The sequence below is a fragment of the Shinella fusca genome, from assembly GCF_014203155.1.
Taxonomy (GTDB): domain Bacteria; phylum Pseudomonadota; class Alphaproteobacteria; order Rhizobiales; family Rhizobiaceae; genus Shinella; species Shinella fusca.
On the sequence record NZ_JACHIK010000001.1, the window covers coordinates 196,305 to 215,809 of the forward strand.

38 protein-coding genes are annotated in these 19,505 nt (G+C 59.7%); 19 read left to right on the plus strand and 19 right to left on the minus strand.

The genetic code is table 11. The features are described from left to right. Positions 1-26: 26 nt before the first annotated feature. From HNQ66_RS00955 to HNQ66_RS01040, 19 genes are all read right to left on the minus strand, one after another. Complete coding sequence (locus HNQ66_RS00955) at positions 27-431, minus strand: hypothetical protein (RefSeq protein WP_184139949.1); 405 nt, start codon at positions 429-431, stop codon at positions 27-29. A 25-nt stretch (positions 432-456) separates the two neighbouring features. Continuing rightward, positions 457-633 (minus strand): hypothetical protein, encoded by a 177-nt coding sequence (locus HNQ66_RS00960; RefSeq protein ID WP_184139951.1) that lies wholly within the window; start codon positions 631-633, stop codon positions 457-459. Positions 634-1,338: 705 nt separating this feature from the next. After that, complete coding sequence (locus tag HNQ66_RS00965) at positions 1,339-1,899, minus strand: hypothetical protein (protein WP_184139953.1); 561 nt, start codon at positions 1,897-1,899, stop codon at positions 1,339-1,341. A gap of 34 nt (positions 1,900-1,933) precedes the next feature. Then, on the minus strand, positions 1,934-3,298 hold the full coding sequence (locus HNQ66_RS00970; RefSeq protein ID WP_184139955.1) for a DUF4942 domain-containing protein: 1,365 nt from the start codon (positions 3,296-3,298) through the stop codon (positions 1,934-1,936). Continuing rightward, positions 3,295-3,558 (minus strand): hypothetical protein, encoded by a 264-nt coding sequence (locus HNQ66_RS00975; RefSeq protein WP_184139957.1) that lies wholly within the window; start codon positions 3,556-3,558, stop codon positions 3,295-3,297. The genes HNQ66_RS00970 and HNQ66_RS00975 overlap by 4 nt, the downstream gene beginning before the upstream one ends. 2 nt (positions 3,559-3,560) lie before the next feature. Continuing rightward, the gene (locus HNQ66_RS00980; RefSeq protein WP_184139959.1) at positions 3,561-3,899 is read right to left on the minus strand and encodes a GcrA family cell cycle regulator; all 339 of its coding nucleotides are present in this window, start codon (positions 3,897-3,899) and stop codon (positions 3,561-3,563) included. Further along, complete coding sequence (locus HNQ66_RS00985; RefSeq protein ID WP_184139961.1) at positions 3,892-4,413, minus strand: helix-turn-helix domain-containing protein; 522 nt, start codon at positions 4,411-4,413, stop codon at positions 3,892-3,894. The genes HNQ66_RS00980 and HNQ66_RS00985 overlap by 8 nt, the downstream gene beginning before the upstream one ends. Then, positions 4,410-5,186 (minus strand): hypothetical protein, encoded by a 777-nt coding sequence (locus HNQ66_RS00990; RefSeq protein WP_184139963.1) that lies wholly within the window; start codon positions 5,184-5,186, stop codon positions 4,410-4,412. The genes HNQ66_RS00985 and HNQ66_RS00990 overlap by 4 nt, the downstream gene beginning before the upstream one ends. Then, entirely contained in the window at positions 5,183-5,575 is a 393-nt protein-coding gene (locus tag HNQ66_RS00995; protein ID WP_184139965.1) for a RusA family crossover junction endodeoxyribonuclease, read from the minus strand. Before HNQ66_RS00995 ends, HNQ66_RS00990 begins: the two co-directional genes overlap by 4 nt. Next, positions 5,572-5,787 carry a hypothetical protein gene (locus HNQ66_RS01000; protein WP_184139967.1) on the minus strand — a complete coding sequence of 72 codons (216 nt, stop codon included), beginning with the start codon at positions 5,785-5,787 and terminating at the stop codon, positions 5,572-5,574. The genes HNQ66_RS00995 and HNQ66_RS01000 overlap by 4 nt, the downstream gene beginning before the upstream one ends. Continuing rightward, positions 5,784-5,930 (minus strand): hypothetical protein, encoded by a 147-nt coding sequence (locus tag HNQ66_RS01005; RefSeq protein ID WP_184140480.1) that lies wholly within the window; start codon positions 5,928-5,930, stop codon positions 5,784-5,786. Before HNQ66_RS01005 ends, HNQ66_RS01000 begins: the two co-directional genes overlap by 4 nt. 14 nt (positions 5,931-5,944) lie before the next feature. Continuing rightward, positions 5,945-6,658 carry a hypothetical protein gene (locus HNQ66_RS01010; protein WP_184139969.1) on the minus strand — a complete coding sequence of 238 codons (714 nt, stop codon included), beginning with the start codon at positions 6,656-6,658 and terminating at the stop codon, positions 5,945-5,947. Positions 6,659-6,679: 21 nt separating this feature from the next. Further along, positions 6,680-7,117, minus strand: coding sequence for a hypothetical protein (locus HNQ66_RS01015; protein ID WP_246434093.1), 438 nt, complete (start codon positions 7,115-7,117; stop codon positions 6,680-6,682). Between the two features lie 158 nt (positions 7,118-7,275). After that, on the minus strand, positions 7,276-7,821 hold the full coding sequence (locus tag HNQ66_RS01020; protein ID WP_184139971.1) for an HNH endonuclease: 546 nt from the start codon (positions 7,819-7,821) through the stop codon (positions 7,276-7,278). 264 nt (positions 7,822-8,085) lie between these two features. Further along, on the minus strand, positions 8,086-8,208 hold the full coding sequence (locus tag HNQ66_RS23675) for a hypothetical protein (RefSeq protein WP_281396964.1): 123 nt from the start codon (positions 8,206-8,208) through the stop codon (positions 8,086-8,088). Beyond that, positions 8,205-8,573, minus strand: a complete 369-nt coding sequence (locus HNQ66_RS01025; protein ID WP_184139973.1) for a hypothetical protein — start codon at positions 8,571-8,573, stop codon at positions 8,205-8,207. Before HNQ66_RS01025 ends, HNQ66_RS23675 begins: the two co-directional genes overlap by 4 nt. Continuing rightward, positions 8,573-9,583 (minus strand): hypothetical protein, encoded by a 1,011-nt coding sequence (locus tag HNQ66_RS23445; RefSeq protein ID WP_246434095.1) that lies wholly within the window; start codon positions 9,581-9,583, stop codon positions 8,573-8,575. Before HNQ66_RS23445 ends, HNQ66_RS01025 begins: the two co-directional genes overlap by 1 nt. Beyond that, complete coding sequence (locus HNQ66_RS01035; RefSeq protein ID WP_184139974.1) at positions 9,584-10,078, minus strand: hypothetical protein; 495 nt, start codon at positions 10,076-10,078, stop codon at positions 9,584-9,586. Beyond that, the gene (locus HNQ66_RS01040) at positions 10,075-10,317 is read right to left on the minus strand and encodes a hypothetical protein (protein ID WP_184139976.1); all 243 of its coding nucleotides are present in this window, start codon (positions 10,315-10,317) and stop codon (positions 10,075-10,077) included. The genes HNQ66_RS01035 and HNQ66_RS01040 overlap by 4 nt, the downstream gene beginning before the upstream one ends. Positions 10,318-10,365: 48 nt before the next feature. Between HNQ66_RS01040 and HNQ66_RS01045 the strand changes: the two genes are divergently transcribed. From HNQ66_RS01045 to HNQ66_RS01135, 19 genes are all read left to right on the plus strand, one after another. Beyond that, on the plus strand, positions 10,366-11,070 hold the full coding sequence (locus tag HNQ66_RS01045) for a LexA family transcriptional regulator (RefSeq protein WP_184139978.1): 705 nt from the start codon (positions 10,366-10,368) through the stop codon (positions 11,068-11,070). 581 nt (positions 11,071-11,651) lie between these two features. Next, positions 11,652-11,927, plus strand: coding sequence for a hypothetical protein (locus tag HNQ66_RS01050; protein ID WP_184139979.1), 276 nt, complete (start codon positions 11,652-11,654; stop codon positions 11,925-11,927). 62 nt (positions 11,928-11,989) lie between these two features. Next, entirely contained in the window at positions 11,990-12,238 is a 249-nt protein-coding gene (locus HNQ66_RS01055) for a hypothetical protein (protein WP_184139981.1), read from the plus strand. Then, positions 12,235-12,453 (plus strand): hypothetical protein, encoded by a 219-nt coding sequence (locus HNQ66_RS01060; RefSeq protein ID WP_184139982.1) that lies wholly within the window; start codon positions 12,235-12,237, stop codon positions 12,451-12,453. The genes HNQ66_RS01055 and HNQ66_RS01060 overlap by 4 nt, the downstream gene beginning before the upstream one ends. A gap of 5 nt (positions 12,454-12,458) precedes the next feature. Next, entirely contained in the window at positions 12,459-12,707 is a 249-nt protein-coding gene (locus HNQ66_RS01065) for a hypothetical protein (RefSeq protein ID WP_184139984.1), read from the plus strand. Then, the gene (locus HNQ66_RS01070) at positions 12,704-12,913 is read left to right on the plus strand and encodes a hypothetical protein (protein ID WP_184139986.1); all 210 of its coding nucleotides are present in this window, start codon (positions 12,704-12,706) and stop codon (positions 12,911-12,913) included. Before HNQ66_RS01065 ends, HNQ66_RS01070 begins: the two co-directional genes overlap by 4 nt. Continuing rightward, the gene (locus HNQ66_RS01075; protein WP_184139988.1) at positions 12,910-13,146 is read left to right on the plus strand and encodes a hypothetical protein; all 237 of its coding nucleotides are present in this window, start codon (positions 12,910-12,912) and stop codon (positions 13,144-13,146) included. Before HNQ66_RS01070 ends, HNQ66_RS01075 begins: the two co-directional genes overlap by 4 nt. A gap of 11 nt (positions 13,147-13,157) precedes the next feature. After that, a complete protein-coding gene (locus HNQ66_RS01080; protein ID WP_184139990.1) occupies positions 13,158-14,150 on the plus strand; it encodes a hypothetical protein in 993 nt (330 codons plus the stop codon). Continuing rightward, positions 14,147-15,115, plus strand: coding sequence for a recombinase family protein (locus HNQ66_RS01085; protein ID WP_246434096.1), 969 nt, complete (start codon positions 14,147-14,149; stop codon positions 15,113-15,115). The genes HNQ66_RS01080 and HNQ66_RS01085 overlap by 4 nt, the downstream gene beginning before the upstream one ends. Before the next feature lie 2 nt (positions 15,116-15,117). Next, positions 15,118-15,576: a NinB/YbcN family protein gene (locus tag HNQ66_RS01090; protein ID WP_184139992.1), complete on the plus strand. Its 459-nt coding sequence runs from the start codon at positions 15,118-15,120 to the stop codon at positions 15,574-15,576. Continuing rightward, positions 15,573-15,788: a hypothetical protein gene (locus tag HNQ66_RS01095; protein ID WP_184139994.1), complete on the plus strand. Its 216-nt coding sequence runs from the start codon at positions 15,573-15,575 to the stop codon at positions 15,786-15,788. Before HNQ66_RS01090 ends, HNQ66_RS01095 begins: the two co-directional genes overlap by 4 nt. Continuing rightward, positions 15,788-16,213 (plus strand): DUF968 domain-containing protein, encoded by a 426-nt coding sequence (locus HNQ66_RS01100; RefSeq protein ID WP_184139996.1) that lies wholly within the window; start codon positions 15,788-15,790, stop codon positions 16,211-16,213. Before HNQ66_RS01095 ends, HNQ66_RS01100 begins: the two co-directional genes overlap by 1 nt. Beyond that, positions 16,210-16,632: a hypothetical protein gene (locus tag HNQ66_RS01105; protein ID WP_184139998.1), complete on the plus strand. Its 423-nt coding sequence runs from the start codon at positions 16,210-16,212 to the stop codon at positions 16,630-16,632. Before HNQ66_RS01100 ends, HNQ66_RS01105 begins: the two co-directional genes overlap by 4 nt. Then, positions 16,629-16,895, plus strand: coding sequence for a hypothetical protein (locus HNQ66_RS01110; protein WP_184140000.1), 267 nt, complete (start codon positions 16,629-16,631; stop codon positions 16,893-16,895). Before HNQ66_RS01105 ends, HNQ66_RS01110 begins: the two co-directional genes overlap by 4 nt. Beyond that, positions 16,892-17,155 carry a DUF551 domain-containing protein gene (locus tag HNQ66_RS23795; RefSeq protein WP_184140002.1) on the plus strand — a complete coding sequence of 88 codons (264 nt, stop codon included), beginning with the start codon at positions 16,892-16,894 and terminating at the stop codon, positions 17,153-17,155. Before HNQ66_RS01110 ends, HNQ66_RS23795 begins: the two co-directional genes overlap by 4 nt. Continuing rightward, positions 17,148-17,504 (plus strand): hypothetical protein, encoded by a 357-nt coding sequence (locus HNQ66_RS01120; protein WP_184140004.1) that lies wholly within the window; start codon positions 17,148-17,150, stop codon positions 17,502-17,504. The genes HNQ66_RS23795 and HNQ66_RS01120 overlap by 8 nt, the downstream gene beginning before the upstream one ends. Next, positions 17,501-17,914 carry a hypothetical protein gene (locus HNQ66_RS01125; protein WP_184140006.1) on the plus strand — a complete coding sequence of 138 codons (414 nt, stop codon included), beginning with the start codon at positions 17,501-17,503 and terminating at the stop codon, positions 17,912-17,914. The genes HNQ66_RS01120 and HNQ66_RS01125 overlap by 4 nt, the downstream gene beginning before the upstream one ends. After that, the gene (locus tag HNQ66_RS01130; RefSeq protein ID WP_184140008.1) at positions 17,904-19,055 is read left to right on the plus strand and encodes an NUMOD4 motif-containing HNH endonuclease; all 1,152 of its coding nucleotides are present in this window, start codon (positions 17,904-17,906) and stop codon (positions 19,053-19,055) included. Before HNQ66_RS01125 ends, HNQ66_RS01130 begins: the two co-directional genes overlap by 11 nt. Positions 19,056-19,269: 214 nt before the next feature. Continuing rightward, positions 19,270-19,485, plus strand: a complete 216-nt coding sequence (locus tag HNQ66_RS01135; RefSeq protein WP_184140010.1) for a hypothetical protein — start codon at positions 19,270-19,272, stop codon at positions 19,483-19,485. The last annotated feature ends 20 nt before the right edge of the window (positions 19,486-19,505 follow it).

Genomic DNA, 19,505 nt, shown 5'->3' on the forward strand with positions numbered 1-19,505 from the left:
GGTTCCTTTCTGCTGGGGTGGAGGGGTTAGGCCCAGACCTTACCTTTTCCTTGGGTCTGGCAATAAGCATCGACTAGGTTCTCAGTGATGTTCTGGATGGCGTAGGCTTCCATCTCTATGCCTGGGTTATCCTCGCCTATTACTTGGCGGACGAATTGCCAGACATGAACAGCCTCGTGAACGATAGTCGATATGACCTCCATCGCGTCACGCTCGCTGCCTCTCCCTACAGTGACAAGGATGATATTTTGGTGTGTCGTGGAATTATTGAAGAGAGCGGTGTGCCCGCCCCATCCTGCAATTGATGGATAGTCGGCGCTAATGTTCCAGCGCTTCGCCTCCCGGTCCCACGCCGCTTCGCTCGGGCAAAAACCTATAGCGACCGGCTGCCAACCCTGATCCAACCAGACGACCTTGTCCGTTGTTGCCATTAGACGCTCTTAGTGGGGGCCATGTTCAGTATCCCCTTGCCGGGTTGTCACAGTAACCGTCGCGGTCATAGTGGCGAGGGCGGTCAACGGTGACCGTGGCAGCTTTCATCGCCTCGTAGGCCATGGCGTAGCGCGGATCTGACTTCATCCGCTCTTCGTGCTTGAGAACAATATCCCGGAGCCTATCGCGAAACTCATTCATCGCTCTCTCCGTGAATCGGAAAGCCCGCCACCAGTGAAGGCGACGGGCGAGGATTGCCGGGCGATTCCTACGCGAACTGCCTTAATCCCTTGGGGCTCACTCGCTCGGGAGGCTCTACGCTACCACTCGTCCGGGCTTCGCGTCATTGCGGGCCGCAGTGGCGGGGCCTCGCGGGCGCGTCTGTTACGGCTATGCCGTATGGGGTCGGGAAGGCGTCGGTTGTTCACGGTCTCTGCCCCTCGCCTGATCCTTCGGGACTTGCCCGAGATAGCAGGGTCCTAGGAACGCCGGGCCCAGCTTGGTTACGCGCGCTACTGGTCTCTTCTTCCCGATCTCGTTTGCCTTTCGGCGAATATTCGAGGCTGGGGCTTCCCCACTCCGCGCCGTAGACCGGTATGTTGACCCGTTCCGCGCCTCGCTATCAGGCTTCTGGCCTCCTGTTGGAGCGCCTTACCTGCCGGTTTCTCTGTATCGCCATCCAAGCCGTTCAACCGGAAACGGGCCAAGGTCGCGGCCGGGGAGTGTACCGGCGCTCGTGAAACTGATTGTCGGGCTACCCTCCCGGCTTGGCCGCTGTCGACGGTTGCGTATCCGTCACTTCGATGGGCGGGGCGCAGCGGCTTCCCCTGGTATTCGACGCCCTCAGGCGCAAATCGCCACTATAGTTTTCATATACCTTATTCGGGTTCCGAGTGGAATCCCATATCAAGCAATTTTTCTCAGTTTCCCGCGATTTTCGTATCCGAAGTGAACAGCAAGTGCAGTGAGCCCCTGCTTCAGCATTTCTACATAAGCGCGCTGGAGGTTCTTGCTCTGAGCCAGGTCGGCAACCGCCCTGCCTTCGCCGGCAACCTTCACCATGACGTCGTAACCGATGCCGAGGACTCGCCGGCAGTCGGCGAGGTCAATCCCGGCTTGTATCTGCCGGTCGGACAGCGCCGAACGAGGCCCCCCGCCATCGACAGGTTCGCGGCTATAGTCGAACGACCCAGCGCCAGCGCCGCCGAGGGCTTCCCAGATGCGACGGAATCGCTCCCCGGCCTTCACCTGCGCCTCATCGATGAGCCTGCGCTGCTCCAGCACGACGAGGGCGCTTTCCTTCATGTTCTTCACGCCCATGATTTTCTTCGGGTTCCACGTCTCGCCATCGTGGGCCCGATTGTAGAGCGGGTTATCAATCTCGCTGAGTTCGGGCTTTGCCTGGCTGTGACCGACTGCCGCCAGATCGATCCCGCCGAGCTTTGCCTTCCGTCCTCGTCTTGCCATTTTGGTGTTCCTCGTGTTCCGCCGTTCAAAGATATCAGTTCGTTGTTCGCCGAAATTTCAGCATAGTCGTGGGCACGTTCGTCCCCGCCTCAGCAAAACTGGCTACCGGCAAATCCTGCCAAGACCCGTCAAGTTCGCCGTGGTCATATCGGGCGGTCGCAGGAAGTATGGCGACCAGAATTCCGCCAGGCTTCAGGAACTTCTCAGCGTGGCGGACGTGCTTGACGTAGTGCCGGCCGTAGAAGGGCGGGTTCATGATGACGAAATCGAATTCCGGGCGGGGCGGCTGCTCAAGGAAATTGGCGGTGAGAACCGAATGCCCCTTCGCCCTCGCCTCGGCGGCGCGGCCGGCGTGATACTCTATACCGAAGCCGACATGGCCGAGCTTGCGAATGCCATCAAGGATGCGCCCATCACCGCATGATGGCTCGAGAACTCGATGCCTAACGGGGTTCTCATCGAACTGACGCGGGGCATAAAGACCGGCGAAACTCAGCGCCTCGCCGACAACCTTTTCGGGCGTCCAATAGAACTGGAGGTCCTTCGATACAGCGGTGCTTGCTTGCGGCTTGGCGTCTTCTTCCTCGGCATCGGGCAACACCTCTCCGTAAAACTCCGCCAACGCCCTGTTAATGTCTAGCAGGGCGAACTTGTCGAAGATCACATGCGCGTTGCCGTTCTGGAACTTGCGGATCGTGACGCCACGGTTAGGAGCCTTCGTCTCGATGCCGTCCTCGTCCTTTGTGACGTGGTGCGAGCCATCCATAACAACCTGGCCGGCGATACCGCCATCCCAACGATGAAGGCCATCAATGCCAGCGAACTCGGCATGATCCATGAGCTTTTCACCGCGATAGGCGGCGAGCGCATTGATGATGTCCCTGATCTTGTCGCGACCATAGGAACCCCAGCCACCGACATTCTGGACGATGACGCGCTTTGGCAGGCCGCTCACGCCGATCTTGACCTTGGAATGAGATTTGTAGGTTGGGTCCAACTGGCTGAAAACTTCAGCAAGGCCGCGTAGGACATGAAAGCGCGGGCGCATCAGATAATCGCCGAACGTGGCCTTGGCATTATCGAAGGTCAGTTCCGGCGGGTTCTCGAATGTTCGCTCGAAGAGCCGCTTGTCGTCTGCGCTCGCAATCTGGTCAATCTGGCAGCGATCATATATCGCCCGCCAGCCAGACTTGAGGAGCGCCGCGAGAACGTCCCGCTCGCTCACGCTGGGCGAATGACGCGAGATGCTGCCGCCGAACTTTCCGCCTACGGATGCCGCCATTTCCAATCGGCCCCAAGCGGCCTTTACCGCTTCAATTGCGGCTGGAGCATTGGCGACCTTCTCTTCGTATTCGTCGATGAGGTCGGAAACTGTCCGATTGCGCGCAGGGAGATTCATTGGCCGAACTCCATGAGCTGGCGATCAGCCTCGGTCGGCTCTTCGATGTGCGCGATTTGCTTGCGCTCCCACATGCAGCTGAGGTCGAAAACGACGCGCTTGCTGCGGCTCGCGCGGGCATCGAGAAAAAGCCCCGTGAAGCAGTCGGCACTTTCGGATTCATTATCCCACACCTCGATGCGGGCACCAGATTTCATGACGGCGATCTTGCCGACTGGCGGGTAAAACGAGGGGCCCGCCCACGCGACGATCCCTTCCATCCTCACCCCTCCTTGCCGTTGATGATCGAGACGCGAGGCATGGAATGGACCTCGCCCGATACGTGGTGGCGCTCGACGGAGCGTATTCCGAAGCTATGGACACGCTTGCGAGGTGGCCGCTGGACCGGCTCGACGGCGTGCGGCTCCTCCTTGATGGTGATTGCCTGCTCCCTCTCCCACGTCCGCGCCGGGAAAAGATCACGATGCATGCTGGCCGTGCCCGACATGCTTCCCTTGGTGACGCCAACCATCTCAGCTATTTTCGAAGCAGACACCCCCTGATCCCAAAGCCTGGATGCTTCGTTCAATCTTTCCTCGGTCCATACGATCCGGTTAGCCAAGACGGGCCTCCATCTTTCGAACTGCGAAAAGGATGGTCGTATGATCGCGGCCGCCGAAAATTGCGCCGAGCTGCGGGAAAGACAGATCGGGCCGCGCCCTGTGGACGGCCAAGATGCAGGTATGCCGCGCTTCGACTACCGGGACAGACCGGCCCGGCCCCATAACCTGCGCATACGTGATGCCGGGGAAGTCCCGCAGAACATCGGCGATGATTTCCTTCGTCGGGCGACGGGAACCGGAAACATCGTTGCCGGCGGTCAGGCCGTTGATGGTCTGCTCATGGGCGCGGATGATACCATCCTTCTCGTCAAGCCGCTCCTGCAACGATCGTGTTTCGGCCCTGAGCGCGATTACCTGTGCTGACAGGCGGGAGATTTCGTCGTGAAGCTTCTTCCGCTCCAGCGCGTTGACGAAGTTCCGTCCGCCTCCCATGAGGGCTTCCCGGCGCGCCTTTCCCTCCGCGAGATAGGCCGCAACATCTTCGACGGGCTTTGCTGAAACTTGAATGTTCATCGCTGGAAACTCCTTTCGGAACGCCGCAGCTCGGCGGCAAGGTACTCTTCGCGGGTCAGGATTTTCTTCCCTGGCTTGGGAGGTTTGTCGGGTGGCTTGGTCTGGACGCGCTTCCACATCCGTTGGCGCAGGTACTTGGCCGCGGCACAGATCACCGTACGGCCCCCACCCTTCGCCTGCTCGACATAGGCGCTGGAAAGACGCTTGGCCTCGGCGCGCTCCTCGTCCGACAGATCGCACCATGCACGAAATGCGTCGTCGTGGTCGTCGCTGGCTTGGGACGGCCATGAAGAAATCCAAGAATCGAAATCCGCGCGCTCGCGCGTTTCTTTTTCAATAGATTCCGAACGAAGTGAGGAATTACTGGTATCTTGGTGTATTGGTGTCTTTAGTGCGTCCGCGCTGCGTCCTGCTTGCGTCCCGCTTGCGTCTTCTGTGCGTCCAACGTCCTGATAACGTGAATAGTTACAAACAGTTATCTGCGTCTTTCCTGCGTCCGTTTTCGTCTTGATCATGCGTTCTTTTTCGAGCATCGAAAGGAACGTGCGGACTCGCTTATCGGAGCCCCATCGCCAAGCAGATTGGAGAGACCGCAACGTGGCGAACATGCTGCCGACCGGAACGTCCAGAACCTCATTGCCGACACGGTGGCGCGTCTCCTTCCAAGCCACATTGGCGATTAGCCACAGCCACGCCTCGCGCTGGCTAAGCTCCGCCGCCGCGAAAAGCTCGTGGTCGAATATTGAGGTCTGGACGCGGATCCACCTGCTCATGCGGCAAGCTCCTCCTCTGCCGCGCAGATGAACGCAACGACAGCAGGGCCTCCGAGATTGTCGGCCCACTTCGCCCTCACCTCTTCGGCCAGGCTGTCATCAGCAACGACACCGGCGGCTACCAGCGCATCTGAGACAGGCTTGATTAGGTTATCGAGGTCACGGGCGCGCTTCGTGCGCCAGTCTCGCTGGACGGCGATGTAGAGCCTGTACGGTCCATCAACCTTGCCATGGCGCGCGGAGGCGATCTCCCAAGCCGTCGCCTTCTTCCAGGCGGCATAGGGTTTGCTCTTCGTGCTGCGCACCTTTTCGCCGTCGTAAAAATGCGAGCGCATGGCGTTCGCTGACGGCGGCATGTCGGTGATCGGAATGCGGATGGCGCCTGTCATGCCGCCACCCCGCTCTTGTCGCGAACGGACTGCTGGTGTTCCCTGTGCCAAGCCTTGTGGGCGCGATATGCGTCTCTTGCGGCGGTGAGGGCGTTGTATATCTCGCCCTCTGTGCATCCCATGATCTGGGCAATCTCTGCCGTGTCGTGCTGGGCGTCTCGTCCGCCGAACAACTGGCCGATCTTGATGAGGGCTTCTTGGCCGAAGGTCATGCGCTCGCCCTCCTGTCATCGAGGGAGGCTACAAGTGCGCGGATGTCCTTGAGCATGGCGAGCTTCGCGGCTTGAGCTGCATTGCCATAGGTGGACATGCGGGCCTGGAGGCCAGAGATTTCGCCGTCGAGAAAGCGGAGCATGGGTTGGAGGCTCGTCATGCCGCTGCCCTCACCTGCTCAACCGCATACCCAGCCCATTGAGCTGCTGCCGCTTTCATCATGCCGGGGAAGGATCGACTCCGAAGCCTGGCGCGCTCCGGGCCGGGGGGCATCCGGTGGACGCGGTTCCACGCGATCCACTCCGGCGAACCGCGCTCGGGCTCCGTGAGCAATTCGGTCGGCTCAAGCTCGGGAAGGTTGCGCAGATACCAGCCGGTCGCCTTATATTCCGGATGTCCGAACCAGAACGGCTGGACGATCTGCGGATCAGGAAGATCGTCAGGCATCCGATCCCGCGCCAGATCGTTCATTTCCGGGTTCTCGGCGGCGACACGATCAATCGGCGCGTTCCAGCATGCCTCGAAGATCGAGACGCCTTCCTCGAACTCGTCCTTCATGTCCTGCCAGGTGCGCCCCTTGGGAAGCTGCTTTGGCTCTGTCCACTTGCCCGGACCAGACATCCAGCGCCGCCCGGATCGGCAAAGGCGGGTGCATGGCGGATGCATGACGGCGAGAAGGTCCCAACCCTCGTTCAGGATGCCGCCGCGGATATCGCAGACGATGTGGCGATTGGAGCCGTCTTCTGCCGGGAGAATGTCGCAGGACCAGACGTCGTGGCCGAGATCGGCGAAGGCACGACGGGCAATCCCGCTCGTCTCGCACCCGACGAGGATGCGAAGAGGACGAAGGCCTATATCAAGCTGCTGCATCACTCGCCCTCCCCGACTTCATCACGGAGTTCCGGCGCGATCCATTCCACGAGGTCCGCGTATCTGTGCGACTTCTTCTGCCATCGACGAGCAAGCCAAAGCCTTGTCGACTGCGGCAAGCATCTCATCCACCTTAGCCAGACGGGCACGAAGTTCCTTTTGCTCACGGCGCGTCTCCTCGATTTTCGCCAGCTTGATTGCGTCCATTTCGTCACTGTCGATCCGGCGGGCGGTCCCTTCCCAGATCGCGCGGGCGCGGCGAAGAGTGAAATGCTTATCGACACGAGGAGCGATGAACCTGACAGCGTGATAATAGACGTTCTCCAGCTTCCCGTACCGCGCAGGGGGAAAAGCCAACCTCATATCCGTCTGTGCTTCTACTACCGGACTCATTGCTCTTGCCTTGGTGCGTTTCGCCTTGGGAGATTTCCCCAAGCTCTTGTCGTCACTTCCCAACATCTTGTCGTCCTTCTGTGCGAACTTCGGTCTTGCTTAGAGCCGAAGGAGTTGCACATGAAGCGACCTTCAAAAGATAGTGACGAGGCGAACCGCTTTCCGCAGGCGGCGGATGAGTTATCCGCCTCGTCACACAGGCCCGCCGCTGGCGAGACCGCATTTCAGCCAAGCCTGAAAAATTCTCCGTGTACTTTTCTCGCCATCTCAATGTACGCAGCTACGGCATCCGATTTTCTGGAGAAACGTCGAGAATAAACATCAGAATTTCCATTCTTTATCTGAACTCTCCACTTCCTCGTAGACGAGTCATAGTACACCCCTTTGCATCCAGTGGTATTTCGTGACGAAATTTTGCAGTTTAACCCATTGGATCGATAGTCAGCAGCTCGCAGATTGCTTGGGATATTGTTGGATCTGTTGCCGTCGATGTGATCTACGATCAGCGGGACATCAGGCAGGCCAATGCCCCTAGACAGCGCGAAGATAATTCGGTGGGCGCCAGTCTTCCGGCCGGCAAGTGGGACCATGCGGTATCCCAGCGAATTCAGATATCCCGCCTCCTGACCACAGAACCGGGAGTGCCAAATTTTACCAGCCTTCTCATCGAAGAAGTCACTCTTCGGTCTCGGCTTCCAAAATATACGTCCAGCTTCTTCGTCGAAGTCGAAGCGCCCCATCAGGTATTTGAATGTCAAAGTATGATCCATCTAAGACCCTCGACAGTAGTGTCGTTCTCAAGTTCCCCAGCCCCGCCGCATCCGCTGGGGCCAGAGAGGGCGCCGGGGTATCCTCGGCTTCGGCGTCCTCGACGTTTGTTCCTTTGTCGGTTCCTGTCCGAGCCGTCGTGATGAGGCTGCAAGGACGGTTTCCGAGAATTCGAGTGGAGCGCGCGGCCGAGGGGGGCTTTGCCGCGCGCTCCGATCAGTCAGCGGCTTGGGAGGAGGAGGGCGAGCGCTGACCGATTCCGTTGATCACTGATCCCTCCACCAGTCGTATTCCTGGTAGTCGTCGTCTTCATCGGAGAGGACGAACGCGAGGGCCGCACAGCCGCAGAGGATCGTGAAGCCAATGATGCCGTAGATGAGCCAGGTCATGCCGCTGCCCTCCGCTTCAAAGGTTCGAGCCCCTCGCCCATGCGAAGCCCGTCAACAAACTCGATCACCTTCGACCAGTTCATTGGCTTCGGACGGCCGCGTTGACCGGGAATGGTGATGATGAAGCTGGCTTGGCTGCGATAGGTGCTGAGGTGGTATCCCCGATCAGCGAGGAAGGCCTTCAAGGACTGATAGTCGCCAGACGTGCCGGCCTCGAAACGACGAACTCCGTTGCGCTCAATGTAGGCCTTGACGATGGAAGAGACCTCGGCACGGGCGATCTGCTTGCGCTCGCCCGGATCATGCTCCTCGACAACACGTTGGGCGCGACGATCATCGCCATTGGAGAAACGAATTGGCTTCATCACGCGGCGTCCTCATGCTGCGCCATAGCCTTGCGGCACGAGTAGCAATGGTCTCGCGTCCCGCTTCGGCACATTTCGGGTTGGAGGCAGTTCGGGCGGAAGGAAACCTTCGGCTTGGCGGGGAGAGCGGTATTGGCGGCGCCCTCCCCTGTGTTCGAGGTCGGGACGCGCAGCGCGTTGCCGTCTACATGATCTCCTCCTGCGTTGGCGGCGGCATCGCTCCTATCGTCAACCGGGAGACTTACGCGCTCGTCGCTGGTTTGTGCCGTCGCTTCGCCTTGAGTGGCGACGGTGGCTTTTTCGGTTGCCGGGCTTTCACCGGCTCCGGCATGGCTCAGGTCAGCGCCTTCCGGTCCAGCCGGGATTGCCTCGCGCCCCTTTTCCGCTGCCTCACTTCCGGTCTCGAAAGAGCCTTCCGTGGCGCGGTCCATTTCGGAATTGGTTGCATGGTCGGCGCCCGCAGGCTCTCCGTCTTGCCCTCCATGCTTGGCACCATCAGTCTGCCGGGAATGGACGTGCTGATGATCACGCGAGCCATTACCCTCCGATTGCTCGGACGAGGGAACTTGTTCTTCTGCCTCTTCACGCTCGATCATGATGTCGAGAGCGGCAACGAGGGCCTTGCGGCCGATCTCGGTCTGCATGCCGGTGACGACGGTCGCGATCAGCTTGGCGTCGACTTCACCGTCGTAGATTTCACCAGTTTCGGGATCATGGTCCTCGTCAGCAGAAAAATTTTTCTCGTTCATATTCGACCAGCCGAGCATGTCGGCGTAGCCAGTCGAGAAGCCAGCCTTCTCCAAAATCTTCTTGACGCGCTTGCCGTCGCCGGTCTCGTCGCGCTCATCTTGGATCTGGGCTTTGATCAGTGCTTTGAGGGCAGACCAGTCGCCGCCACTCGATGCGACGACATCGCGAAAGCCCGCGATGCGTTCGGCGTCGTCAAGCTGGCGTTCGATGATCGGGCGCGCTTCGGATACGATTTCATTGAGGGTCTTGGAGGACAGCATTTAACGCTCCCCCGCTTGCTTGCGGAGATCGCACATGAATTCGTAGGTGCGATGCGCTTCCCGACCCTTCGACCAATCGATGCCGACTTCATCGGCCATCATCGAAGACAGTCCATCCCAATGATCTATAAAGACCGCCCAAACCTTGCCATAACCGGCCATCTCTGCGATCCGTGCCTTCCACTCGGGGAACAGTTCAAGCATTCTCAGGCAGCGGCCAAGGTCGGCGGGGTCATACGGATATTCGCCATGGCTGACGCCACAGACCATGTGGGCAAGAATGGCTTTCGACGACGAACCGGTGTCGCGCCCCAGAAGCCACGTAAAAACCCGGCGGGTAAGTTCGCCGTTCAGCTCCCTCTCCGCCATAACGGCGTCGTGGATGGCTTTGGCGATGGCGTCGAAGTTATGCCGCGTCGGCGTTATGCCAGCGCGCCGCATCGCGGCTTCTGCAGCATCAATGATCTGGTCCGGGATGGTTTGAGAGTCCGTCATGCGGCGGTCTCCTGCTGGAGTTTCCGCTCTGCCTCATCAAGCCACTCGACCATTTTCTGGTACGTCTTGATGTTGAAGCCGATGTTCGCGTTCTGGACGCGCCCAAGGAATTTGCTATCGCCAACTGCGGCGATACCCATGGCCGAGAAGCTGGTCTTGGCTCGCGCTGCATACGCCGTCGCGCGCTCGATCAGGCTTTTTCGGATGTCGTGCTCGGTGATTTCAGCGATCTGGGTCATAAACCCCATAATCGGGATTTGTCCCGAATTGTCAAGGGAAACTTCCCGATGGCCGTGATATTTCCCGAAATGCTATTGCAGGGCATGGAAACATCGCTGCAAAAACGCTTGAGGCTCCGGCTCGATATGCTGGAAATGAACCCCTACCAGGTCGCCCAAAAGGCGGGGCTGGGGGAAAGTTTCGTCAGGGATATTTTGCGAGGAAAGACGCGCAGCCCGAATGCAGCCAATCTCGCGAAGCTCGCCGTCGCGCTGGAAACGACACCGGACTGGTTTCTTGGCGCCGGGGATCTAGCCCCGCCGAAGTCGCCGCCAGCGATAGGCGGCTTGCCGGTTGTCGGGACCATCCAAGCTGGGAATTGGCTGGACCGATCGATCATCGATGATGACGACGAGCCTCAGATCATCCCCGTAGCGCGCGACCCGCGGTTCCCGCATGCTCGTCAATATTCTCTGCTCGTTTCAGGCGATTCGATGAATGAGCGCTATCAGGACGGCAGCTACGTGACCTGCGTCGATTACTTCGATAGCGGCGTTTCGTTGAAGCCGGGACTGATTATGCACGTCGAGCGTCATAACGGCCCGCTGGTCGAGGTTACGCTGAAGGCCGTCGATATCGTGGATGGCCGAATGATGCTGGTTCCGAAGAGCACTAACCCGAGACATGCGCCGCTTCCATTGGAAGGGGACGCCGGGACGGAAATCCTGCTCAAGGGCATCGTGACGGGAAATTACGTCAGGACGGAAATCTAATCCGTCCCCTTCCAATTACTCCCCTCAGAGCAAGATATCTGAGAGATAAATAATCCTTTCCGTATTTCAGCTTTCCGTATTTCGTCTGCCAACCATGTCATAGGTGGGTATGACAGTGGTGTCATAGGTCTAGGCTGTAGACCGACGAGCGCCCCGGCTGACGCCGAACCCGTATCCACTGCTCTTGCTCAAGCTCTTTCAACGCTCGGGCAACCTGTCGCGTCGATATCCCTAAGTCCCGCCCCATGGTCTTCATCGCAGGATACGTGAAGGGCCGCTTGCTGCTCATCCTAAGCGCCATATAGACGCCCGTAATTTTCCCGTTCCGCGAAACAAATGACGTGCTGACGAGACCCCTCATCCACGCATCGCGGCGGCGAAGCCATTTCCCCGATTCGAGATTTTTTTCATCTGTCATGCCAAAGGCATACGGGATTTTTCCCGTCTCGGCAAATTAATTCGGGATTTTTCCCTTGCATTCGGGACATTTCCCGAGTAGGTTTCCTCATACCCCAGCGACACCCGGCCCCGTCCGATGGCGCTGGAAACCTCCCAACCGGGAAAGACGAGGAGCAAGGGAAATGAACGCAGCAGCCTCCAGCAATAAGAACCTCTACCCCTATTACACGACATCGGAACTTGCTCGCGCCGCCACCGCGCCGCGCCTGTCCACCGCCGAGCGCATCCGCATGCTCGATGAGATCAACCGTCGCGATGCCGCAGAGGCCGACGACGTTCTGTCCGCGCTCAAGGTAGCCGAGGAATTCATGTCCGGCTTTGAGGGCGACGAGATGCAAGACGGCATCGACGGGAAGCTCGCCATCATCCGCGCCGCTATCGCCAAACAATCCAACTGACCGTCTTCGGCATCGCCTCCCACCCGAGGCGATATCCAAGACGATCACCTGAGGAACAAGCCATGCAGACCGAAGCAGACCGCATTGCCACGGCGATCCAGCGCATTCGCGAAGGTGCCATGCTCCGCCCGGCGTCCAAGCGCGCCGGCTATGTCGCCGAGAATATCCGCCGCCAGCAGGATCAGGCTCGCCGCTTCGTAGCGATGCGCAACCCGCCGGCCACTTGGTCGCTCGCGCAGTCCGAAGCCCTCATTCACGGCCTCGTCGCTCTCGAAGCCGAGTTCCGCAACGCCGGGAGGGTCGCAGCATGACGCCCCGCCGCGTGAAGCTCCACGAACTCTACCGCGAAGTCGAAGCATTAGGCGGCGCTACCGAATGCGCTGAGGACCGCGCCTATAATCAGGCGATCTGCGATGTTCTCCAGACGCTTCGGGCCTCAGGCTTTGGCGATGGCTTCTACATCGATCAGCGCGAGCATGAGAACCGCGAGCGCCGCACATGGCATTCGCTTGAAGCTGCGGAGTGATGGCGATGGCCGATCGTATGACCAGCATCCGCCTTCCCGGCTCCAAGCATGTCGGCCTCGCAGATTGGGGCCGAAGGTCCCGCGAGGAAATGATCGCGATGATCCGCGCGCACGCTGCGGATCAGAAGTCCATGGCCGACGCCATCCTTGCCGCGTCCGACGACGACTTCCTCGTCGAGACGTACACGGGCGTCCACGTCCACCGTAACCGGGAGGTCATTCATCCGGCCTCAACTCTGGAGGCAGCAGAATGACCTGCAATTGCGTCGAAACTGTCAACGAAAAGCTGGCATCGCGCAACACTCGCCTGACACAGGCGATAATGTTCGGCAAACACGACCACCCCGGCCTCATGCTCGAAACCGAGCAGGTCGAAAAAGGGCGCGGCAAGCAGAAAGCCGTTTCCATGTTCCTGACCTACTGCCCGTTCTGCGGCGTGAAGTACGGCGGTGATGCATGACCCGCTGCGACCTCTCCACCCACCACGAATGCAGTTGTGCGCCCTCCGGCGTCCCCTGCAGGGTTCAGGCCCCGCTTGATCTTGGCGTCTTCGTCGGCACCAACCATCCCGGCCCGCTGGACGATTATCCGAAGGCCGCGCGCGACCTGAGTTTCGCGCTGATCCTCCTCTCCGCAATCGTATTCGCAATCTTCATCGGCGCTGGCCTGACGGTCGGGCCGGTCAACGTATGAAGGAGCATAGCATGTCTGAGGAAAACCGTTGGGCTTGGTGGCAGGCCGCTCTGGAAGGCGATATCGGCCCCATGCACGAAGGCCAGCCCGAGCAAGGCTATTACCGCACCCGGTTCAAGGGCGGCCAGTGGGAGCCCGTCGCTCTCTGGTTCGAGAACGGCGAGTGGCACGCTATGCGCGGCGAGCGGATGGTTGATCCTGCCGACACGTGGAATTTCTGCCGGACGCATCCTGTATCCTACGAGGCCTATCAAAAGGCCATCGAGGGCGCCGGTTGGGACGACGAGCCGCCGGCACCTTCCATCGGACACAATCTGCCGTCCGATCCGCATGAAGCGCTCAAGCTCGAATACGAGTCCGAAAAGGAATTGGCCGCCGACCTCATGAAGAAAGAGGTGAAGACGGAAGACCAGGCCAGCCAGATCGCCATTCTCTCCAAGCGGATCTCCGTCGTCACGAAGAAGGCGACGGACTTCCACAAGGTCGAAAAGCAGCCTCATTTGGATGCCGGCCGCGCCGTGGACGACAAATGGCGCTACCTCAAGGAAGACCCTGCCGACTTGTCCAAGCAGCTCAAGCGCCATTTGGACGCCTACCTAATCGCCAAGCAGCGGGAGGAACGGGAACGGCAGGAAGCTGCGCGGCGCGAAGAAGAGCGTTTGCGCCGTGAAGCCGAGGAAGCCGCCCGCAAGGCCGCTGAGGCTGACCAGCAGTCCGAGGCCGAGCGCCAGGCCGCAATCGACCGCGCCCGCCAGCTTGAGCAGGAAGCCGCCGCCAAGGCCAAGGAAGCCGAAGCGAAGAATGCGAGCGCCGGCCGCACCGGGGCACGCGTATCGCTGCGCACGTTCCCCGAGCCGAACATCACCGACTACGACGCGCTTCTGACGGCGCTCAAGGACAGGCCGGAAATCCGCGAGGTCGTCGAAAGCCTCGCCAAGCGTGCAGCGAAGTCCGGCGTTTCTCTTCCCGGCATGGAAATCATTGAAGTCCAGAGGGCCGCATGATGAACGAAGTCACCCGCATTCCCGCATTGACCGGCGGCAGCCAGGTTGTCGCCATCGTCCCCCGCACGTTCGAGGAGACGTTCCGCGTAGCGCGGGCCGTTGTCGCTTCCAAGCTCGCCCCGGCGGCGCTTATCGGCAAGCTCGAAGGTGACGATGCGGCAAGCGCCGTTGCGGTGGCGATCATGTCCGGCGCGGAACTTGGCCTGAAGCCGATGGTGGCGCTGCGCAGCTTCACGGTCATCAACGGTAAGCCGGCGCTCTATGGCGACGGGCTGATCAACGTTGTTCGACAGTCGGGAAAGGTCGCTTATCTGCGCACCGGCTGCGACGAGCGGAATGGCAAACTCATCGGATGGTGCGAGGCGAAGCGGAACGACACCGACGAAGAAAAGCGCGTCGAGTTCAGCCAGGGCGATGCCGAGCGCGCCGGCCTCTGGCAGACGGAAGCCATCGTAACGAAGTGGAATAAGTTCGAGCGCAAGAACGAGCAGAAGCCGAACGATAGCCCGTGGTGGCGCTTCCCTCAGCGCATGCTGGCGTGGCGCGCCGCAGGCTATTGCCTCCGCGAACTCTTCGGCGACGTTCTCGGCGGCATCCGCGACGAGTTTGAGGCGCGCGAGATCGCCGACGCCGAGGACATGCGCGATATCACGCCGGCCGAACGCCCCGCACCGCCGAAGCCCCCGGCCCCGCCAGCTCCGCCGAGCGCGAAGGTCATTGAAGCAGATCCGGCATCCGAGCCCGAAACGCAGTCGACCGAATCCGAGTTCGACCTTGGCAGCTTCCTTGAAGAGCTTGAGACCTCGCTTGCGACAGCGAAGGATGCCGCGTCGGCGGCCGAAATCTGGAACGACTATGACGCGCCGGCCACCCTCGAAAGCAACGGCCACGCCGACATGATCGATACGGCCTATGCGATGCGCGACCGTGCCTACGCCAAGCTCGAACCTTATAACGGGGGCTGACCATGGCGACCAACAACCGCATCGTGGACACTGAACAGGCCCTTGAGCAGCTTCACAAGTTCATCGCCGGCAAGAAGCTGCCGTTCACGGCCAGCATCACGGACGGCAAGCACCGCACGAACGACCAGAACAGCCTCCAGCGGAAGTGGGTTCTGGAGATATCGGCGCAACTCGACGACCGGACCCCGGAAGAGGTTCGCGGCTACTGCAAGCTCCATTTCGGCGTGCCGATCCTTCGTAACGAGAACGACGTGTTCAAGGCCGAATATGACGCCGTGATCATGCCGCTTCCGTACGAGCATAAGCTCAAGCTCATGATGGTGCCTTTTGATTTCGGCGTCACCCGGATCATGACGACGCGGCAGAAGACCGACTATCTCAATGCGGTCCACCATCATTTTTCCGAGCAGGGGCTTATCCTCACCAATCCGGAAGATCGCAAGTACGGGAGGGCAGCATGAACCGCCTTATCCGCAAAGCGGTCCTATCCTGGCAGTCCTTCCGAGCCCGTCGCCGGCTGGAGCGGACCATCCGTAATACCGAGCGGGTATTACCGGACCTCGCCAAAAACAAGCGGGCTATTGCCATCGGTCGCCGTCATCACCGGGCAACGCGTCACGCTCTTGAAGCACAGCAGGCTTTGATCCTTTCCGCCCTCAGGAAGGAAGTGTGATGGCCCGCGTCAACCTCGCATATTTCCAGCGTGACCCCGAACCGCCGAAGAAGCGTCCGGCAAAGCGCGCCGGCTATCTAGCGTGGCTCCACGAACTGCCGTGCTGTGTCACCGGCAGGACCGGAGTGCAAGCGGCTCATCTGTCCTATGCATCTCCTTGGCACGGGCACTACGGAAGGGCAAAGGGCACGAAAGCCCCGGATCGTTTCGCGCTGCCCCTCTGCCCGGAAGAGCATACAAGACAGCACAGCATGAACGAGGAAGCGTACTGGAGGGGCGTCGGCATAGAGCCGCACCTTCTCGCGCTGACGCTCTTCGGCATCTTCAACGATTACGACAAATTCGAAGCAACCCAGCGCGCCACGTCTCGGATCATGTCCGGTCTTGCTGCTGCTGGCCGCTATCCTACGAGGGAAGACACATGACCAAGATCACAATCACCGAGACTGCCGAGCATGACGTTAAGTTCCTCAAGGCCGACTGCGGCGTGCGCTACTGGGAAGACGGCAAGGTCAACGGCGTTGACGATGACGACGACAACCCGGCGATGCCCTTTGCATCGAAGGACGGCTGGCGGATCCTCATCGATATTGAGGCTGGCGTCATCATCGACTGGCCGAAGGGTACCACTGCCGACGTTCATTACAAGGTCTGCGATGCTGGCGTTTACAGCCTGCTCGACGCCGACCGACAGGAAGTCAAGCAGATCGATGGCTATGTCCCGAGCATCATGTGCCCGGGAGGCAACGGCTACGGCGATTACGTCATCATGAAAATCGATGGCGACGGCAAGATTGCGAACTTTGTGCCGGATCTCTCTGATTTCGAGGGGGATTCCGCATGACCAAGAAGATAGAAGACGGCGGCCGGGAGTGGCGGCCTATCGACACGGCACCATATGGACAGACTATTCTTGTCCGCAACAGGCTGTTTGGAAAGCCAGTTCGTGCAACACGCGGGTACGTTCACGACGGCGCTGTGCACCCAGATCAAACGTTTTTCACCTCGGTCTACACGCCGGATGACTTCTTCCCGTTCCCGGCTGGTAAGCTGGTCTGCCCTGATGAGTGGTGTGAGCTTACTGAACCTTCAGGCGGTGAAGCATGAGCGACCTGTCCTCACTCATCGCAGACCAGTGGCAGCCGATCGATAGCGCGCCGAGGGATGGCACGACCTGCCTATTCTACAGCCCCGGCAACAGAAGTGCATGGAACAGGAACGCCGCAGAATCCCATATCAGCGTCGATCTATTCAGCGAACGTTGGCCCAGGGGCATGCTCCAATATCCAGAGGCCCCATACACCCACTGGATGCCTCTTCCCTCTCCTCCCCGCGCTCTTGATCAGAAAGGCTCCTCCAATGGGTGAGAACGTGAAGCATCTCCTCCAGCAGGTTGCTGACGAAATATTGGCTCTAAAACTGCACCCGGCGACAAGCGAAGAATACGACGCAGGTTACATCGGCGGGCGCAATGATGCCTTCGCAATCGTGCAAGAGGCAATCGACAATCTTCCCCCAGAACCTGCACTGGAAGCCGGCCTGTCTTTCGAGGAGCAGAAGGCGCAAGGACAGCGTTGCGCTTGCAACGGCTCGGATGACTACTGCCCTTGCCAAAATGTGCCGGATGCAGAGACGAGAAGCCTTAGAGACGGGCGAGACAGTGACCAGCGCAAATCGATTGAAGTCGCCATCGCCAAAGTGGAGGCCCGCCCATGATCTCCCCCGTATCAGCCATAGAGGCAATAGAGAAGGCAATGGAAGGCGTGACGGTCGAAGAATGGATCGTAAATGGCGATCGATTCAGCGTCGAGACGGATGCGACCTTCATTCCAGATCAGAAGGTAATTGCACTCTGCGCGACTGGAGAGGGGGCTATGGCGCGAGCGCTCTACATCGCTGCCTGTTCCCCCGACCGCATGCGTGGAGTCCTCTCCCTCGCCCGCCAGGCAGAGGCATTGCAGCGGGAGAATGCGGAGCTGCGGGAGGCGCTTAAGCCGTTTGCCCACGCAGCCCAATTCTATGACCCGCCAGAAAATGACGACTGCCATGTGGCATGGGGACACGACTTCACTATCGGATCGATCCGCCGCGCCCGCGCACTCCTCGGAGGTGAAAATGCAGAGTGAAACCCTCGCTCAGGAATTCGCACGCCTCGTGAAGGAGTATCATGAGGGCGACGACCACACGAAACCGGAGGCGTGGAACCTCTTGGCCGACTACGCGGTGGACAACGCCGATGCAATCTCCGCCGCCCTTTCAGATAAGCAGGCAGGAGAGGTGAAGATCAAGCCGCTGGAGTGGAAGGAGACCAGCGACGATAGCGGGCGATATGCGACAGTAAACACCAGCGTAGGCAGCTATGATGCTTTCGAGTTATCTCTAAACGTCCGCGGGGGGTCGCGAACGATGTTCGGTTGGACCGGGCACTGGATGAACGGAGACCAGAAGGCGGATAGCTTCGAAGCCGCCAAAGCCGCCGCCCAAGCCGATTACGAGCAGCGCATCCGCTCCGCCCTTGTCGATGTTCCGGCGGTAGAGCCGGTGGCGTGGCGAGAGATCGAAGGATACCAAGGACTTTACGAGGTTTCGTCAGGCGGAGATGTTCGTTCTATCCAGACCGGCAGGCTGCTTGCAAAGAATCTCGCGGGCTCTGGTTACGTCAAAGCGGACCTTTGGAAGAACGGGAAGCGGTGGCAGACCACTGTCCACCGCCTAGTGGCTGACGCCTTCCTCGAAAAGCAAGGAAGCGAGATAAATCATATCAACGGAATAAAGACCGACAATCGAGTTGAAAACCTCGAATGGTGCAGTCGCTCCGAAAATGTATCGCACAGCTTTTACGTGTTGAGCAAACGGGTCAGGCCAGTAGAGGCATATAATCCAGGAACTGGCGAAAAGCGGCATTACAGGTCGGTATGCGAAGCGGCGCGCGATGGCTTCAAGTCCTCACAGATATATCGAGCCCTGAAGAACCATAACCGCACGGTTAAGGGGTTTCATTGGCAAGAAGTCTCCCCACCCCTCTCCCTAGAGGGAGAGGACAGCGCGGAGGTGATCGAGGAAGGGGCGAAGGTCCTTGCGGCATGGCTTAAGCACTCGTGGGAAGGCTTAGGCGATAGAGACATTTCTGATAGCTACCCCGACTTCACCAAAATCCCCCACTTCCAAGGCGGCAAACCGGCACTCCGCAAGGTCGCGGCATCCATCATCGCCCTCGCCGCCACGCGCAGCGGTTCCGCCACTACAGCTTCCGGAGATCAGCCATGACGGTTTGCTTTTCGTTCCGCGATGACTGCTGGCGCGTCTACCTGCTTTGGGACTGGCCCTTCTGCGCCATCTATCGCCGGGTCGGACCGGCGTTCCCGACGAAGGCGAAGGCTTTCGCTTTCATCGCCGCCATACGGCGCGGTGATGCAAGCCTTGCGGATACCCCTGCTGCAGCATCTGGAACCTCCGCTATCCGCCAGAGAGGAGAGAGCGAATGAAACTGACCAAAGACCGCTTATGGTGGCTTAAGCAATTTGAACGTGGTGGCTGGACGCTTGGCCGCCCGAATTTGGTAGGCGTCAAGAAGTGGGACGCCCACAGCGCGGCCCTAGTCAAGATGGGCTTATTGGAGCCTGACGCCGAGCTCGGCACGAAAAACCACCGCCTGACCGACGCCGGTCGCAACGCACTGGATAAGGAGCGGGGATGACGCCGCTGGCCTGTGGAAAC